The organism is Kitasatospora sp. NPDC087861 (assembly GCF_044742585.1).
GTDB lineage: Bacteria > Actinomycetota > Actinomycetes > Streptomycetales > Streptomycetaceae > Kitasatospora.
This window is the reverse complement of record NZ_JBIUUS010000004.1, coordinates 70,330-84,352: the sequence shown is the minus strand read 5'-3', so window position 1 is coordinate 84,352 and position 14,023 is coordinate 70,330. Positions and strand designations below refer to the sequence as shown.

The 14,023-nt window shown below is 62.1% G+C and carries 20 protein-coding genes, 3 tRNA genes and 1 pseudogene; 13 read left to right on the top strand and 11 right to left on the bottom strand.

Annotation, left to right across the window (positions count from 1 at the left end):
• Window positions 1-10: 10 nt before the first annotated feature.
• The 11 genes from ACIOJE_RS07630 to ACIOJE_RS07580 all read right to left on the bottom strand — a co-directional run bounded on the left by ACIOJE_RS07630 (window position 11) and on the right by ACIOJE_RS07580 (window position 6,813).
• On the bottom strand, window positions 11-352 hold the full coding sequence (locus ACIOJE_RS07630; RefSeq protein ID WP_400774076.1) for a hypothetical protein: 342 nt from the start codon (window positions 350-352) through the stop codon (window positions 11-13).
• A gap of 678 nt (window positions 353-1,030) precedes the next feature.
• Window positions 1,031-2,128: a hypothetical protein gene (locus ACIOJE_RS07625; protein WP_280676812.1), complete on the bottom strand. Its 1,098-nt coding sequence runs from the start codon at window positions 2,126-2,128 to the stop codon at window positions 1,031-1,033.
• Window positions 2,129-2,205: 77 nt separating this feature from the next.
• Window positions 2,206-2,700: a hypothetical protein gene (locus ACIOJE_RS07620; RefSeq protein WP_280676810.1), complete on the bottom strand. Its 495-nt coding sequence runs from the start codon at window positions 2,698-2,700 to the stop codon at window positions 2,206-2,208.
• Between the two features lie 9 nt (window positions 2,701-2,709).
• The gene (locus ACIOJE_RS07615) at window positions 2,710-4,047 is read right to left on the bottom strand and encodes a phage portal protein (RefSeq protein ID WP_400774072.1); all 1,338 of its coding nucleotides are present in this window, start codon (window positions 4,045-4,047) and stop codon (window positions 2,710-2,712) included.
• Between the two features lie 113 nt (window positions 4,048-4,160).
• Complete coding sequence (locus ACIOJE_RS07610; RefSeq protein WP_400774069.1) at window positions 4,161-5,228, bottom strand: hypothetical protein; 1,068 nt, start codon at window positions 5,226-5,228, stop codon at window positions 4,161-4,163.
• On the bottom strand, window positions 5,146-5,772 hold the full coding sequence (locus ACIOJE_RS07605; protein ID WP_400774067.1) for a hypothetical protein: 627 nt from the start codon (window positions 5,770-5,772) through the stop codon (window positions 5,146-5,148). The genes ACIOJE_RS07610 and ACIOJE_RS07605 overlap by 83 nt, the downstream gene beginning before the upstream one ends.
• 16 nt (window positions 5,773-5,788) lie before the next feature.
• Entirely contained in the window at window positions 5,789-6,223 is a 435-nt protein-coding gene (locus ACIOJE_RS07600; protein WP_400774066.1) for a hypothetical protein, read from the bottom strand.
• A gap of 52 nt (window positions 6,224-6,275) precedes the next feature.
• Window positions 6,276-6,351: transfer RNA gene (locus ACIOJE_RS07595), tRNA-Ala, on the bottom strand.
• 56 nt (window positions 6,352-6,407) lie between these two features.
• Window positions 6,408-6,483 (bottom strand) — tRNA-Trp (locus ACIOJE_RS07590).
• Between the two features lie 31 nt (window positions 6,484-6,514).
• Window positions 6,515-6,587: transfer RNA gene (locus ACIOJE_RS07585), tRNA-OTHER, on the bottom strand.
• A 10-nt stretch (window positions 6,588-6,597) separates the two neighbouring features.
• Window positions 6,598-6,813 (bottom strand): HNH endonuclease, encoded by a 216-nt coding sequence (locus ACIOJE_RS07580; protein WP_400774064.1) that lies wholly within the window; start codon window positions 6,811-6,813, stop codon window positions 6,598-6,600.
• Between the two features lie 585 nt (window positions 6,814-7,398).
• Between ACIOJE_RS07580 and ACIOJE_RS07575 the strand changes: the two genes are divergently transcribed.
• The 13 genes and pseudogenes from ACIOJE_RS07575 (at window position 7,399) to ACIOJE_RS07515 (ending at window position 13,813) form a co-directional block, all read left to right on the top strand.
• Window positions 7,399-7,884 carry a hypothetical protein gene (locus tag ACIOJE_RS07575; RefSeq protein WP_400774062.1) on the top strand — a complete coding sequence of 162 codons (486 nt, stop codon included), beginning with the start codon at window positions 7,399-7,401 and terminating at the stop codon, window positions 7,882-7,884.
• 395 nt (window positions 7,885-8,279) lie between these two features.
• Window positions 8,280-8,465, top strand: coding sequence for a hypothetical protein (locus ACIOJE_RS07570; RefSeq protein WP_400774059.1), 186 nt, complete (start codon window positions 8,280-8,282; stop codon window positions 8,463-8,465).
• A gap of 22 nt (window positions 8,466-8,487) precedes the next feature.
• The gene (locus ACIOJE_RS07565) at window positions 8,488-9,237 is read left to right on the top strand and encodes a PD-(D/E)XK nuclease family protein (RefSeq protein ID WP_400774056.1); all 750 of its coding nucleotides are present in this window, start codon (window positions 8,488-8,490) and stop codon (window positions 9,235-9,237) included.
• 105 nt (window positions 9,238-9,342) lie between these two features.
• Window positions 9,343-10,158: an AAA family ATPase gene (locus ACIOJE_RS07560; protein ID WP_400774054.1), complete on the top strand. Its 816-nt coding sequence runs from the start codon at window positions 9,343-9,345 to the stop codon at window positions 10,156-10,158.
• 10 nt (window positions 10,159-10,168) lie between these two features.
• A complete protein-coding gene (locus ACIOJE_RS07555) occupies window positions 10,169-10,507 on the top strand; it encodes a hypothetical protein (protein ID WP_400774052.1) in 339 nt (112 codons plus the stop codon).
• Between the two features lie 136 nt (window positions 10,508-10,643).
• Window positions 10,644-10,940 (top strand): endonuclease VII domain-containing protein, encoded by a 297-nt coding sequence (locus tag ACIOJE_RS07550; protein WP_400774623.1) that lies wholly within the window; start codon window positions 10,644-10,646, stop codon window positions 10,938-10,940.
• Window positions 10,937-11,122: pseudogene (locus ACIOJE_RS07545) on the top strand (CHC2 zinc finger domain-containing protein); the annotation flags it as partial. The gene ACIOJE_RS07550 and the pseudogene ACIOJE_RS07545, both read left to right, overlap by 4 nt.
• A 49-nt stretch (window positions 11,123-11,171) precedes the next feature.
• The gene (locus ACIOJE_RS07540; RefSeq protein ID WP_400774049.1) at window positions 11,172-11,846 is read left to right on the top strand and encodes a topoisomerase; all 675 of its coding nucleotides are present in this window, start codon (window positions 11,172-11,174) and stop codon (window positions 11,844-11,846) included.
• A complete protein-coding gene (locus tag ACIOJE_RS07535; protein ID WP_400774046.1) occupies window positions 11,836-12,021 on the top strand; it encodes a hypothetical protein in 186 nt (61 codons plus the stop codon). The genes ACIOJE_RS07540 and ACIOJE_RS07535 overlap by 11 nt, the downstream gene beginning before the upstream one ends.
• Complete coding sequence (locus ACIOJE_RS07530; RefSeq protein ID WP_400774044.1) at window positions 12,018-12,251, top strand: DUF3310 domain-containing protein; 234 nt, start codon at window positions 12,018-12,020, stop codon at window positions 12,249-12,251. Before ACIOJE_RS07535 ends, ACIOJE_RS07530 begins: the two co-directional genes overlap by 4 nt.
• 40 nt (window positions 12,252-12,291) lie before the next feature.
• On the top strand, window positions 12,292-13,038 hold the full coding sequence (locus tag ACIOJE_RS07525) for a metallophosphoesterase (protein ID WP_400774042.1): 747 nt from the start codon (window positions 12,292-12,294) through the stop codon (window positions 13,036-13,038).
• A gap of 8 nt (window positions 13,039-13,046) precedes the next feature.
• Complete coding sequence (locus tag ACIOJE_RS07520; protein WP_400774620.1) at window positions 13,047-13,601, top strand: hypothetical protein; 555 nt, start codon at window positions 13,047-13,049, stop codon at window positions 13,599-13,601.
• Window positions 13,598-13,813 carry a hypothetical protein gene (locus ACIOJE_RS07515; RefSeq protein ID WP_280676783.1) on the top strand — a complete coding sequence of 72 codons (216 nt, stop codon included), beginning with the start codon at window positions 13,598-13,600 and terminating at the stop codon, window positions 13,811-13,813. The genes ACIOJE_RS07520 and ACIOJE_RS07515 overlap by 4 nt, the downstream gene beginning before the upstream one ends.
• Window positions 13,814-14,023: the final 210 nt, after the last annotated feature.

The following is a 14,023-nucleotide window of genomic DNA, read 5'->3' as shown; positions in this document are numbered from 1 at the left end:
ACCGGATCCGCTATTCGATTCGTGCTCGTTCCAGGGCCTCCTTCAAGAAGTACCTGCCAGGGTGGCGGCGGCCCTTCCGATCCTTGTAACCGCGCTCCTGGAGCATCGCGTGGCGGACGTCGTGATCGAACTCCACGACCACCTGGCCATACCAGGTGTCATAGAGGGTGATCAGGGCTTCGATGTTCCGCTTGATCGAGTTCCAGTTGGACCGGTACGAGGCCTTCGGAGCCGCCTTGATGGCCAACTCGGCGATACGGGCGGTGTGGTACTCCACGATGGCCTGAGCCTGAGGAGCCGACAGAACCTCTCGCTCCCACCCGGGCGTCATCTGCAGGGTGAACTTGCTCATCGCCTCACCCGCACTGCCTTCACCGTGATGTGGCTGAGGGCGCCGGCTCGCCAGTGGGCGGGCTCGTCCTCGACCTGGTAGACCGTTCCGCGGACGGTAATTTGGTCGGCAGAGTCCACGACGGCGGATGGCGGGAGGTAGATCAGCAGCCGATCAACTGTGGTCTCCCGCTCAGGCGATCGAACCGTGTAAGGCTTACCAGGTTGGACGCTGGCTAGTCCTGACCAGACCTTCGTTGTGTGGTCCCAGTCCCGCCGGTTGGTGTAGGCGTCCGCCACCAGGGCGGCGCGCCAGACCTCTACGGGCTCGGAGTATCGGGGCAGGGCTGCACCTCCCGGGCCAGGGGGATTGAGGAGAGGGAACGCCGGTATCGGCGAAGGGACGCCTTGGCAGCCTCGGAGAGACCGAGAACGGAGGCGGAGGCCTGAAACTGCACCTCCAACTCGCCGGTCCTCTCCATGACCACACCGGGCGTGACCGACAGCCAACGAATCACCTCGTAACAGGCAACCACCCTGAACGTGGCCGGTGGAGCGGACGTGTCCCAATTACCGTTGCAGTGCGCGGCAATGAGAACCGAGACGTCATCCAGAAGGGCATCGACCCGAGGCTGTTCGTCCGTCAGGACGGGCCGCCCAAGGCGGGCAGCCACGTCCTCAGAAGTGGCGAAACGATTCATCAGCCGCCCGCCGGAGCACCAGACTCCGCGATGGAGATCTTGAGGCCTCGAACGAAGGCCTCGCCGATGGAGACGCCGCGCACCGAATAGTCCGGGTCCTCCTTGACGGTGGCCAGGCCATACATGGTGTCCAGGCCGATCGTGTCCGCCTTACGGGCGTAGTCATAGTCGAGGAGCATCCGGGTGGCGATCCCGTTGACGTTCTGGATGGCGCCGTTCACCGCGCCCAGCGGGATGGCTGGGCAGGCGGACACCAGGAGCATCGCGCTCTTGTGAAACAGGTAGGCCTCAAGGCCGAAGCTGTTGTGGATCACGATGTCGAACCCGTAGATCCGGCCGATCGTCGCCCGGCGGAGGGCGTTGGTGTCGCCGGAGTAGTCGACGGCCACGAATTGGGGGTCCTTGAGGAGGATCGCCTCAACCTCGGGGCCGGCGATCAGGTAGCGCTCCGAGGTCGGCACGTTCGCAAGGTTCATGGCCATGCGAGCATCCACCAGGGCGGTTCGGAGTGCCAGGGCTCGCGCCGTCATGTTGGTGCCGGTGCCGTCTGCGGCCGGGATGGTCACGGTGACGTCGCCGCCAACTGCCTTCTTCTGGGCGGCAGTCAGAGCAGATCGGGTGATGCTCGACTTGATGAATGATGCGGTGGTGTCGTCGAAGTATTCGGCGAAACCACGGCTGAGCTTGGTAAGGACCTGGGAACCGAACTCCCGGAGGTCAAAGGCGACCTGCTCCATGCTCAGGACGGTGGAGTTCTGGGCCAGGGTGGTCAGCTGAACCGGGAACCGGCTCTCACGGATGAAGCCCTGCGGGGCAAGACGCGGGTCGGTCGGCAGCGGCCGATCCGACGCGGCGGCCAGGAGGTTCTTGTCACCCTTCACCGGGTTCTGGATCGGGGTCGTGATGCCGGTCGACTGCACCGGAATGCCGCGCGACTCGCGGTTGACGTTGATGACGTCGCCCAGGCCGCCGGTGAACGACAGCTCGGAATACCGGGCCGGAAGCCCGCCAAGGGTGAGCTGTCGGTCAAGCAGGCCGAGAGCGGCAATCGTGACCTGCTTCGGGTCAAGGTTGATGTGATGCGTAGTTGGCGCCATAGGCAGGCCTCCAAGGCATAAGAGAAGCCCCGAGGCGAACTAGCGCCTCGGGGCTGTGGGAAGTTGGGGGGAGAGGGTTAGACGAAACGCCCGCCGGAGATCATGTCGGCCAGCTCGTTCGGGTCCATGCTGGTGAACGACGGCGCCGGGTTGCGGTGGTAACCCGCGCCCTGGAGGTCAGCGAACTCCGACTCGACCGGAAGGCCGTTGATGTAGGCCTTCACCTTCTCCGGGTCGGCCGTACCGTCCTCGGCGGCGAAGAGCGTGAAGTCCAGGAAGTCAGGCTGAACAGAGACGCCGGCGGCGGAGGCCTGAAGCTGGATCTCCGCCTTGATCAGGGAGCGGCCGAACTCCGTAGCGCTGGCCTGTCGGCCTTCGGCGCGAGCGGCCTCAAGGGCCTTCTCGTGCTCGGTCATCTGGCCCTGCTTCAGTTGGTCCAGCTCTCGGGAAGTCTCCTTCCAACGACTCTCGTTCTGGCGGCTCAGAGCCTTCCACTTCTCGACCTGCGCCGCCAGATCGGCATCGTCCGCCGCAAGCTTGTCGGTGGGCTCGGTCTCCGGGACATCAGACATCCAGTCTCCTTACTTCTTGGCTCCATGGAGCTTCCGGTTGATGTTTCCGGAGTTTCCCTGCGGTGGTTTGCTGGCGGCCTTCTTGGCAGCCAGGGCAGTCGGATCGTGTTGGGGCTGAGGGCCGATCTTTTGGACTTCCGCAGCCGCCTTGGCATCCTCCTTACGCATTTCGCGGAAGGATTCGATCTGGGCGGATGAGTAACCGGCATCGGACCAGAGCTGTTCCTCGGGCACGTTGAGCTGTCGCAGCTTCAGGAGTGCGTCAATGTGCTGGGCCTCGGTCCGGTACTCCGGGTCCTTCCAGACCGTTTCAAGAGCGAAGGCGTCCTTGCGCTTGTCGCGCTTGATGGCGAAACAGAGCCGGATAACTCGCTCCCAGGCCTCGCCGAAGTGAAGCATCCTCTCTCGGACCTTCGCGATGAGACCGGCCTCGGCCGAGATGATCGACTCACCTGAGGGCGTAGAACCACCGTTCACCAGGAAATAGTGATGGGGGAGCCTGGACACAGAGCTCAGGTGTTGGAGAAGCATACTGACCAGCGTGACGTAGTTCCCCAAATCGGCGGCCGGGAATGAGCCGAACTTGGCCGCCGGGTCTTCCGCCTGAAGGATCTTGTCCACTGCGACCCGGAAGGGCTCGATCGGTCGACCGTTAGCATCTTCCTGGATCTCCAGACCAGTGACAAACCTTTGTGGGAAGGCCGCCATCTCAGACGCGGTCAGCGCGTCCATGACGGTCTTATTGATGGCGTCTTGGATCGGAATGCAGTTCGCCAGGTCCGAGAACGGCCGGCCCTGTATTCGGGCCCGGTTGTCGAAGGGAACCACCGGGACGACCCCGAGCGGGTTCTTGGTCCGGTTCCCCTGTTCCCAGTCGGTCACGCCAAACGGCACCTCGTAGACGTACGTGGGTGTCCAGAGCGTTGCCCCGATCCGGCCCCAGTCATCGGTGGTGAAGTGGGCTGCGGCGTCCAACTCAGTGAGACTGCCGGTCCGGTACTGCACGGCCATGCTGTCGGCAGAGGCCGGAGTGATCAGGGGCTCGCCGGCCTTCTCCCACACCTTGACATACGCGGTGCCCTGGATCATGGCGTCCAGGTGGACCGCAGTCGACAGGGCATCCATGCTGGACCGCTGCCAGAACTCGCGGGCATCCTTGTCCGTCCCGGATTCTCCGGGAAGCGAGAACGAGTCAACATGCATTCGTTCATTCGCCGAATCCACGATCATGCCGCAGAAGTTATCCCGCCACTGCTCGAAGACCGAGGCAAAGGCCGCCTTGTACCGCATCTGCGAGAAAGCGAGCTTCTGTTGCTCGCCCTCGTAGTACTTGGAATACTCCTTCATCGGGGAGTTCGGACCCGGCAGCTTGGAGGCGAGGTAAGCGAGCCACTGAACGGGGCTCTCAGGCGGACCGATGGCACTGTAGCCACCTGGGGGGACAATCATTCAACCTCGCATTAGAATCCGACGACGCGCCCCCTTCGCCTCTTGAGCCGGCCATCGGCAATGGCATCCGCGCGGGCCTCGAAGGCCAGCACGGCGCACACGGCAAGGTCGATCTTCTTTTTTGATCGAGGGGAATCCTTGGTAATGAGAGTCCCCTGCGGAACTTCTCGGGTTACGGCATTCAGCACGTGGCGAGTCAGATCCTCGTCACCGTCGTGGGAGATATCCTGAACGGCAACTGCGGAATGGAATCGCTCAGTGGCCTGGACCATCCTCGTAGGCCGGTTAGTCCAGTACTCGAAGACGCGGTCGTCGCCGTACTCGATAGACCAGCGACCGATGGCCTCTTGCCAGTACGGCGGATCGCAATACATCCACTCAACCAGGTAATCCCGGAAGGCCCGGCCGATAGCGGCCTCGACCGCCAGGACGTCAACCTCCCAGTCCGGGTTATTTGGATCGCGGGGATTCTCCTGGAGGTGAATCGGGAACAGCCTGCCGTCCCGAAGGCGGCACCCTATTGCCCCGGTCGCGTCGCCTCGGAGGGACCCGTCAAACCCAATCGCGATCTGATCGCCGAGACGAATCGGGTCGTTCTCGGAGAGGCAGAGAGACCAGACGTCCTTAGAGATCCAGCCGTCAGCATTCTCCTGAATCCGATTCAGATAAAATCGGTAGGCAACCGCCGGAGGAGTACGCGGGTCCTGAATGGCATCTGCGATCCCGTCGACGTCGACCCACGACGAATCGCCGTAGGCTGCTCGAACCGCCTCAACGACCTGGGCGCGGTCCTTGAAATCGATTTCCCCAAGGGCCTCAACGCAGTCGTAGAGAAGTCGTCCGGCACCGGCGAGGACGGCCTCATGCGTCCGCTGGGCAATGCTGTTCTCGTTGGGATTGTAGGCGTTCGTCGTCTCGATCAGGCGAGAACCGGCACCCGCCGTTTTCTGGACGTTGCGGTCCAGGGTCTCCCAGACGTAGACACCCGCATTGGATTCAATCCAGTGGTGTACCTCGTCGCAAACAACGAAGAGATGGCCCGGCCCCCGACAGGAGCGTTTCTGCCGGGGGCCAGACAAAGGTAGGCCTCGCCCCCTCAAGCCCGCGACTAGACGACGTAACAGGCTCAATCCGGCCGGGGCGGCCATCCTTGAACTGGATGAGTCCCTTGCCGATCTCGATGCCGTATTCGGCTTCGGCAGGGGATTCCGCGAGCATGCCGCGGATCATGTCCCGAGTATTGGCCGTCTGATCCAACGAGGTCGCGGCAATCTGTACCAGCGGAAGCGGGACACGCTTACCAACCGGCATACCGGCCTCGTCAAAGTGCGAGAATCGGCAAGGACCGATGAATTCGACGATACACAACGCGGCCAAGAGAGGCGTCTTGCCCCAACCCTTGGCGCGTCGAAGCGCTGCGGACCGGTAGAGCCACTTCCCCTTATCGTCAATCGCATACATCCAAAGCACATAGCGAAGCTGTTCGGGAGTAAACCGGAAAGGCTCGCCGGCGCGTTCGCCGTCCGGCTGGAGGATGTACGTCTGGGCCCATCGGATGATCTGGTAGCCGAGGGAACGGGAGGGATGCGGAACACCTGGGGGGATGTTGCCGGTCTGCGGCACCCAATCACCCCCCCGGTCAGTTGTTCTGCTGTTCCTCACTCAGGAGCTTGAACAGCTCCTCGTCCAGGTCAGCCGGCGCCTGGTCGGCGTCCTCGGCTTGCTCCTGGTCCTGGTCGTCGTTGATCGACATCCGAAGACGGGCCCTGTCCTCAGTCGTCGCGCCCCACTTGGCGGTCCTCTGCCGAACCTCGCCGGCATGCCTCAGATCACCCTGGTAGAGGGCATCTACGAGACGAGTCGTGATTTCCAGCTCAGCCCAGTCGGTTCCAGCCCACGTCGCCGACTGCGGCGACGTCGCCCAGGTCCGCCAGAACCTCTTGGCGCCGCTGGTGCTGATCCCGAGGCTGCGGGGGAGTTCCCGGCCGGGCTGGGGGCCGGATGTCAGCTCCTGGGCGTGCGGGTGGGCGTTGCGCCGGATCGCGTTGCTCTTCGGCTGCGGCCCTCGGGTCATCGGCCACCTCCGGAAACGACGAAGCCCGCCACCAGGGCGGGCAGATGAACTGTGGTGTGCTGGACCGGATTCGAACCGGTGTTGTCTCCCTGCGCGGGAGGAGTCCTAGACCGCTAGACGACCAGCGCCGTTCCCTCCATCCCCTGGCCGGGGGAGGTTCGGGAACCTGCGGGAGCGACCCGCATGGCACAGGTGGGAGGACTTGAACCCCCAACTCGCGGCTTTGGAGACCGCTGCTCTACCAATTGAGCTACACCTGTAAATCCCGTGATACTCGGCACGGGCACCTCGTCCGGACGACAGGGCTCGAACCTGCGACCTCTCCACTACGGGAGCGCTCTCTATCCATCTGAGCTACGTCCAGCTGGGCCGCCTCAACGGTCCCGGTACGTCTTCATCCTGTGGCATGCCTTGCAGAGCGTCCACAAGTTTTCGGGTTCCCAGCTTCCGCCCTGGGCCACCGGGACCAGGTGATCAACCTCCAACTCCGAGCGGGCCCCGCAGCGCTGACACCGCCAGCGGTCGCGGGTGAGGACCCGTACTCGACGAGACGACCAGTCGCCTGGACGGCCGGCATTCCGCGGCGACACCCGGTCCCAAGACCGGCGGAGCTGGTGGTCACCGCAGCGACCATCCCGGGCCGTCCGGGAGGTACACCCACTCACCAGGCAGATGGATGCGGCTCTGGGCAAGGTCACCTCCCGGTGGTCTGTGGCCCCGGCTGGATGCTGGTCTGGCAGCCGGGGCCGATCCCTGGACTCACTCCCGGAGATTGAAATCTCAACAGGAGGGTCTAAAACAGGGCGTTTGGTTGGTTTCTGTTCACTTGGTACAAGCCAAGGAAATTTTACTGAGATCTTAGTAGGACTTTGAGACTTCTTCTCTTGTTTGTTCTCTCACTAAAGACGTATGTGTCCTCCAGCGAGGGTCCAGGACGCATTCCTTTGAAGTGAGAGCTAGGTCACATCAAGTCGAACGCATGTGCTAGATGGCCTGGCCAAGGCCATGTTTGAACGCGTTCAAGTACATCTCGTTGTAGCCACTCGTAGCGGGGGCTTGCATGCCTGGCTTGATGTGAGGGGTAGGGGTCGGTACTCTCGAAGTGGCACCTCCCCTGCTCTTGAAGTGATGCCCTCTTTCTCAATCTGATGCCTACTCAGTCAAAGGGTCTATCTATGGCCAAGCTTCCCTCGGATGCGGATCTGTCCAAGCTCTTCATACTTGGGGCAACCGATCTTGAGCTCGCTAAGAAGTATGGGGTTTCGGTTCAGGCCGTTAACCTGCGCCGAGGAAATCTGAAGATGGGCGTATGGTCTCGTGGCTCAGCTGTAAGTCGTGTGAACAACATGGTTTCTGAGATTTGGGATGTCCAATCCCATAGTGGCGCCGGCAGCCATCACGTCACGTCCAAGAACCAGTCTCTGAGGCTATATCTGCGAATGAAGCTAAAGGACTCCTTGAGCGAGCGCCAGTTGCGGACAGCGCAGCTTTTTGAGGCCCGACTGAGAAGGGAGCAGGCGGTCCTCGACTACAGCCCAGATGATGGTTTCATGTACGTGCCAAGGGTTCCGGCCGACGAGCGCCTGATCGTGAGGTGGCCTGAAGCGATGTCGCGACCAGAGGGCGAACAGCTGGAACTGTGGAGCCTCCCTGAAGAATAGAACCCAAGTCAGCCGGGTTGGCGAGTTCGAGCCAGGGTCAACAGGTCCCCAACGAGGGGGCCTGTTTTGCGTTCTGACTCCCAATCAGATGGATGTACTGGCGGCTGGTGATAAGCGTCACACTTGAAGTGAGGGGCGATTGTCGGAGATGTACTGTAAGTTCGCTGTCGATCACAGGCTGTTCGGAAGAATCTGTGCAAACGTCCGGGAGGGGTCCTATGCTTTCTACGTTCGGGGGGGTTCAGGTGCGAGCGCGGCCCGTAATGGAGCGAGTCCGAGGAGAGATCGAGGCGAGTGAGACGGTGTCTAGCGAAGTCATTAGCTCCCCAGGGCTTGTAATTGCGTACCACGTTGCCCGGCCCGTAGGTGAGTACTGGGATGTCTGCTACAGCAACATGCTGACCGACTCGGAGATCTCCGAGATGGTCGACCTTGAGGAGCGGATCTTTCGCACTTTCGGTTTCCGGCTGCGCGACATAGAGGTTGAGAGGGAGGAGATTCCCCGGCCGCACCCACATCTTTCCGGCGGCACCGCCCACACTTTTGTCCGACTTTGCCCGAAAGTTGCACTTGATGTCTGATATTCGAAACAAGCCCCGCTCTGTGAGCCAGACCTTGCTGTACGAGGGATGTGGGGAGCGGTACCGCCTCGGGCGGGTAGAGGGGGAGACCCCGCTGCCGGCCGCCTGGTCGATGCACGGCACGGCCTTCCACCTTGCGGCCGAGGGTATCGAGCGCTCAGGTCGGAGGATGGCCCAGGAGGAGGCCGTGCAGATCTTCTCTGACGAGTACGCCGTCCTTGTGAACAAGGCTCTGGACCAGGAACCCGACACGACTCGGTGGCTCTCGGTATCAGGGTCCGGCGCTGAGGACATCGAGCGCCGTTACGTGTTGGGACAGGAGCAGACGCGGCAGTACTGGGAGTGGACTCAGGAGCATGAGCCGGCCATCTGGTCCACGTCGGACGACCAGCCCGGCCTGGAACTCGGCTTCGAGGTCGAGATTGGCGGCGTGGTCGTCCGCGGCTTCATTGATCAGGTCATCGTGGAACCGGACGGTTCAGCTCGGGTGCGGGACCTTAAGACGGGTTCGACCAAGTCGCGGTTTCAGCTGGAGACGTACGGTGTCGCCGTGCAGCTGGTCCATGGCATCACCGTGAACAAGGGTGACTGGTACCTGGCCAAGAAGGGAGGCCTGTCTCGGCCTGTCGACCTCAGCGCCGTGACCGCAGAACTGGTTGGCGAACGCTTCGCAACCATGGACGAAGGAGTCAAGGCGGGTAAGTTCGAAGCGAAGCCCGGGTTCCTCTGCCGATTCTGTGACGTGAAGCACAAGTGCTCTTTTTTTCGATAAGAACTTGAAGTGAGGTGCCGGTGGGGCATAGTGTTCCATCATCGAAGCAGGGCCTGCGCAAAGAGCTTTATTTTTCAGGTAGAACTTGAAGTGAGGGGTGGGCGAATGTACTCTCTGACGCAGTCCGTAGCCATCAAGGGTGCAGCCGGCGAGCCGCTTCCGAGCCCTCTCGCCGGGCTCAAGAAGCTCGAAGTCGAACACAGGCGGGGCGAGTTCAGTCTGATTGCGGCGGGCCCAGGGACAGGAAAATCCCTTGTCGCCCTAAATCTGGCAATGCATGGCGATGTGCCAGCCCTCTACGTCTCGGCCGACTCCGGGGCGGCAACTCAGCTCAGCAGGGCAACGGCCATTGTCACTGGATCAGATGTCCGAGAAGTCAAACGGCGGCTGCTTGCAGGCGACTTCGACGAGTACGCCGAAGCCCTGGGGCGGCGATGGTGGGTCCGGTTTCTGTACGAGGCCCGCCCGTCGTTGGCGGACCTTGAAATCAACCTTGCGGCCTATTTCGAGGTGTTCGGGTGTTACCCGCACTGGGTCATCATCGACAACATCACCAACGTGGATGTGGGCGGGATTGGAGATGCTGAGAGCTTTACATTCAGCCTCGAAGGTCTGTGTGAGTACCTGTCAGAGATGGCCCGGGAAACGCATGCTCACGTGTTGGCCCTCCACCACGTCGTTGGCGAATACTCGGACGGAAACAAGCCGATCCCGCTTTCCGGCGTGAAGGGCAAGATCGGCCGGGTCCCTTCGTTGATCCTGACCATCCACAAGGAAATTGACGGGTTGGATGGACGGCTGCTGCACATATCGCCCGTCAAAAATCGCGAGGGGTTTGAAGACTCCAGCGGAGAAACCTACAGCACCTATGAGCTGGACCGCACCAACCTGCGTCTGGTACCAGCCGACACCACATTCTGAGGGGGAATAGATGACTACCAGCGGCTACACCATCGACCGGGAGATTGTTGACGTGCTCCTGGACCAGGAGCCGGCTATCAGTGTCGAAGCGATCCGGGAGGCCGGCGGGGGCCTGGTCGCCGTCGTCCTCCATGTGGAGGACCGGCGTCGGCTCAAGCTCCGGGCCCTGGCCCGAGACCTCCTCAGGCTGCGTGGCGGATTCCAGGTGGCCGCGATCTCGGTCCGCGGAACTGACGGTCACAGGGACTGGGCAGTGGTCCCGCTCGATTATCTTCGAGGCCTCGCAAGGGATCTGACCGATCTCCAGCAGCAGCTTCACCTCGAAGCCGTGCTGCGGCGGCGTGGCTGAGCCACGCAAGGGCTACCGGCTGTGCACAGGGTGTGGAAAGTCTCGGGCGGAACGGTTCTTCACCGGCCCTCGGGGTCGGCTCTGTGAGAGCTGCCGAAAAGGCCGACGGAGGTCGGCGGCCCGAAGTGCTCGCTTGGTGGCCACCTACGGTCTGACCGAAGCCGAGTACCAACAGCTCCTCGTCGCGCAGGGCGGCCGGTGCGCGATCTGCCAGGAAACCCGCCGGGGGAATCTGGCGGTCGACCACTGCCACCGAACTGAGGCCATTCGGGGCCTGCTCTGTAATCGCTGCAACGGGCAACTGCTTGCCCGAGGTGCGCGGGACCGTCCGGAAGTACTCCGGCGGGCGGCCGATTACCTGGAGGCCTTTCCGGCCTGGCGAGTACTTGGGCCTCGCTACACCTACGACAAGCCCAAGGAGGGGGAGGGATGAAGCCGCCGATCGGCGCTGCGCTGGCGCACTTCTACGGAATCCAGGTCGACGCGACTCGGGCCGGCTGGCAGAAGATCCTGTGCCCCCTACATGTGGAGTCGCACCCCAGTGCCTCGGTCAACGTAGAGAAGGCCCGGTGGGGCTGCTTCGTGTGTGGCATCTCGGAAGACGGGATCGACGTGATTCGAAGGGAGATGAGTATTGGGTTCAGGGAAGCGTGTGAATTCGCACGTGAACGGTTCGGTGGAGGCAGCCAGGAGCTACCACCAGCAGTACCGGGGCAGCCACGCCGAGGCCTACATGGCGGCCCGCGGACTGGCGGAAGTGGCGCCCGGGTTCGGAGTGGGATTCGTCGGTTCGGCTCAAATTGGCCATGAGAAGTACGAGGGCATGCTGGCCATACCGTACCGGCGCCCGGCGGGCGGAGAATACGGGGTAGCGACCATCAGGTTCCGGTGTATCCGGGACTCGTGCGTGAAAGACCAGAACGGCAGCTACTACGCTCCGGACCGTAAGGAGAAACACGAGGGGCATGGGAAGTATCAGTCCCTCCCTGGGGATGTACCCCGGCTCTACAACACTCCCTCCCTCATCCTCCCGAGCCCTTTCATCGCGGTTTCGGAGGGCGAGTTTGATACCCAGGCGAGCGTGCTAGCCGGTGTTCCCTGCGTGGGGACTCAGGGCACCGGGGCTTGGAAGCCCCATTTCGGTCCTGCGCTGGTTGGATATGAGCGGGTCTTCCACGTCGCAGATGGCGACGAGGCCGGCATTAAGGCGGCCGAGAAGCGGGCGGCCGAGACTCCGAACGGCGTCCCGATCTACCTCGGGGATGGCCTCGACATCAATTCATTCATCCACGCCAAGGGCGTTGACGCATACCGAAAGAAGCTGGGACTTGATCAGTAAGTGGAATGAGGGTACCCGGGTGCGTGTGGTCTCGAACGATGAGACTAAGGGGCGGCTGGGAAAGATTCACCTGCCGGTCTATGCCGCCTACCTCCCGTTTACGGCTGTGGTGCTGGATGACGACTCGGAGCAGGCGCCGGCTTTTTACGCGGATGACGAACTGGAGGCTGAGTGAGTAACGACCCGGTTAACCGCCCGGACCACTACACGTGGCTGCCAATTGAGGTCATTGAGATCACGAAGCATCTCGGCTTTGTGCTCGGCAACGTCGTCAAGTACATCCTGCGTGCAGGGCGAAAGGGCAGCAAGCTGGAAGACCTCCGGAAGGCTCGGTGGTACCTCGACTATGCAATTCGAGAAATGGAAAAGGAGGAGCTGCTTGCGGCGAATCGTAGTAATCTCTGATACTCAGATCCCATTTGAGTCCAAGCGGGCTCTTCGAAACGTGATCAACTTTGTCGGCGAGTACCAGCCTGACGAGGTTCTGCAAATTGGTGACCTCGTTGACTACCCGGCCCCGTCCCGATGGAGCGCCGGTACCAAGGCCGAGTTCGAAGGCAACGTCATTCGGGACTCCGAATACGCCAAGAAGGTGTTCCTTGGCCCTCTGCGAGACGTCTACGACGGCCCGGTAAAGGTGCTCGAAGGGAACCACGATGAGAGGCCGAGGAAGTACCTGGCGAGTAGGGCGCCGGCGTTGGCGGCAGAGGATCAGTTCTACAAGTTTGAGAACCTGCTCGACTTCGCGTCCTACGGGGTTGAGAAGGCTGCCCCCTACTACCCGGTTGCGCCGGGTTGGGTGGCGATTCACGGCCACGAGTCGCCGGGAATGAGCCAGGTGCCGGGGGCCACCGCGAGGCTTAAGGCGGTTAAGGCCGGGACGAGCGTGATTATGGGGCACACTCACCGGCTGGCCATTTCGCCCCATACCACCGGCCACAACGGGCGACTGACCACGATCTACGGATTTGAAGTCGGTCACCTTATGGACGTTAGGCAGGCGGGGTATTTGAAGAACGGCCCTGCAAACTGGCAGTCGGGGTTTGGAATCCTCTACGCCGGAAAGTGCGGGGCCACCCCGCACGCGATCCCGGTAGAACGGGACGGGTCCTTTGTTGTGGAGGGCCAACGGTATGGGGAAATCAAGCGTGTGAGCGGGAAGTTCGCACCACGAAAGGGGGAGGCTGCCTAGTGGCAGAAATGGATTGGCAGAAGGTCAACGAGATCTCCCGGAAGGTGGCCGGCGAGCTGGCCCGAAAGTGGCCCGTGGTCGAGCTGGACGACGTCCACCAAGAAATTATGCTTCACATGATGGAACAGCGGAGTCACCTGGAGAAGCGGGCCAGCGACTTTGATTTCCTGCGTCAGGTGGCGTGGCGGGCCGCGAAGTCCTACGCGTCCCGAGAGCAGCAGCAAAAGGACCTTGCGGACGGCCAGTACTTCTATACCCCGGATGAGGTTCGAGCCACACTCAAGTCTTTCATTTACACCGATGAAGAGCTTGGCGAGATGATCGGCAGGAAGGACGATCTCAGCCGGTGCCGGATCTCGGACAACATCACGAGTGCGCGAATCGACGCCACGACTGGGATGCGAAAGCTTAAGCCCGAATACCGCGATGCCGTTGCCCGAACCTACATTTACGGCCTACCGCCGGGCTCACCAGGTGAGGCCAAGACGGCCCAGCGCGCAGTAGACGCCCTGGCGACCGCGATGAACGCCCACATCCGCAGCAAGGCGAGGGCCACCTGTTGACGACTGAGACCCGCAAGCACTACAGCCGGACGATCGCCGGGGACGACACCCTGACAGCTCAGGTGATCTATGACAACCGGCCAGACAGTCACACCTACCTCATGATCTCCAGCCTGAACGGGGTCCTGGAGGTACTGCTCGCGCCCGAGGACGTTCGGGCCCTGAACCGAATGCTGTGCGAAGCCGAGTACTCCACCCCGGCCCCGTTCTAGGAGACCCGTGACCTACCCCGACCCGTTCGAAGAGCGAAGCCCGTGGGACGAACCGTCTCCGGCCGCAAACTCCATCATCCCCAACGCCCAGGAGGCGCCTGTGACCCCGCCCCAGACCCCCGCCCAGCTCGCTCCTGAGAACGTCACGCTCTCGTTTAAGGGCGGTGCTGGCTATGACGCGAGCCTCCTGGTCCTCCGTGCCGGCTCCCT

Excerpts from the sequence above, each read along its gene's own strand:
- ACIOJE_RS07630 (WP_400774076.1), bottom strand. The coding sequence starts at position 352 with ATGAGCAAGTTCACCCTGCAGATGACGCCCGGGTGGGAGCGAGAGGTT.
- ACIOJE_RS07625 (WP_280676812.1), bottom strand. The coding sequence starts at position 2,128 with ATGGCGCCAACTACGCATCACATCAACCTTGACCCGAAGCAGGTCACG.
- ACIOJE_RS07620 (WP_280676810.1), bottom strand. The coding sequence starts at position 2,700 with ATGTCTGATGTCCCGGAGACCGAGCCCACCGACAAGCTTGCGGCGGAC.
- ACIOJE_RS07615 (WP_400774072.1), bottom strand. The coding sequence starts at position 4,047 with ATGAAGGAGTATTCCAAGTACTACGAGGGCGAGCAACAGAAGCTCGCT.
- ACIOJE_RS07600 (WP_400774066.1), bottom strand. The coding sequence starts at position 6,223 with ATGACCCGAGGGCCGCAGCCGAAGAGCAACGCGATCCGGCGCAACGCC.
- ACIOJE_RS07575 (WP_400774062.1), top strand. The coding sequence starts at position 7,399 with ATGGCCAAGCTTCCCTCGGATGCGGATCTGTCCAAGCTCTTCATACTT.
- ACIOJE_RS07570 (WP_400774059.1), top strand. The coding sequence starts at position 8,280 with ATGCTGACCGACTCGGAGATCTCCGAGATGGTCGACCTTGAGGAGCGG.
- ACIOJE_RS07560 (WP_400774054.1), top strand. The coding sequence starts at position 9,343 with ATGTACTCTCTGACGCAGTCCGTAGCCATCAAGGGTGCAGCCGGCGAG.
- ACIOJE_RS07555 (WP_400774052.1), top strand. The coding sequence starts at position 10,169 with ATGACTACCAGCGGCTACACCATCGACCGGGAGATTGTTGACGTGCTC.
- ACIOJE_RS07520 (WP_400774620.1), top strand. The coding sequence starts at position 13,047 with ATGGATTGGCAGAAGGTCAACGAGATCTCCCGGAAGGTGGCCGGCGAG.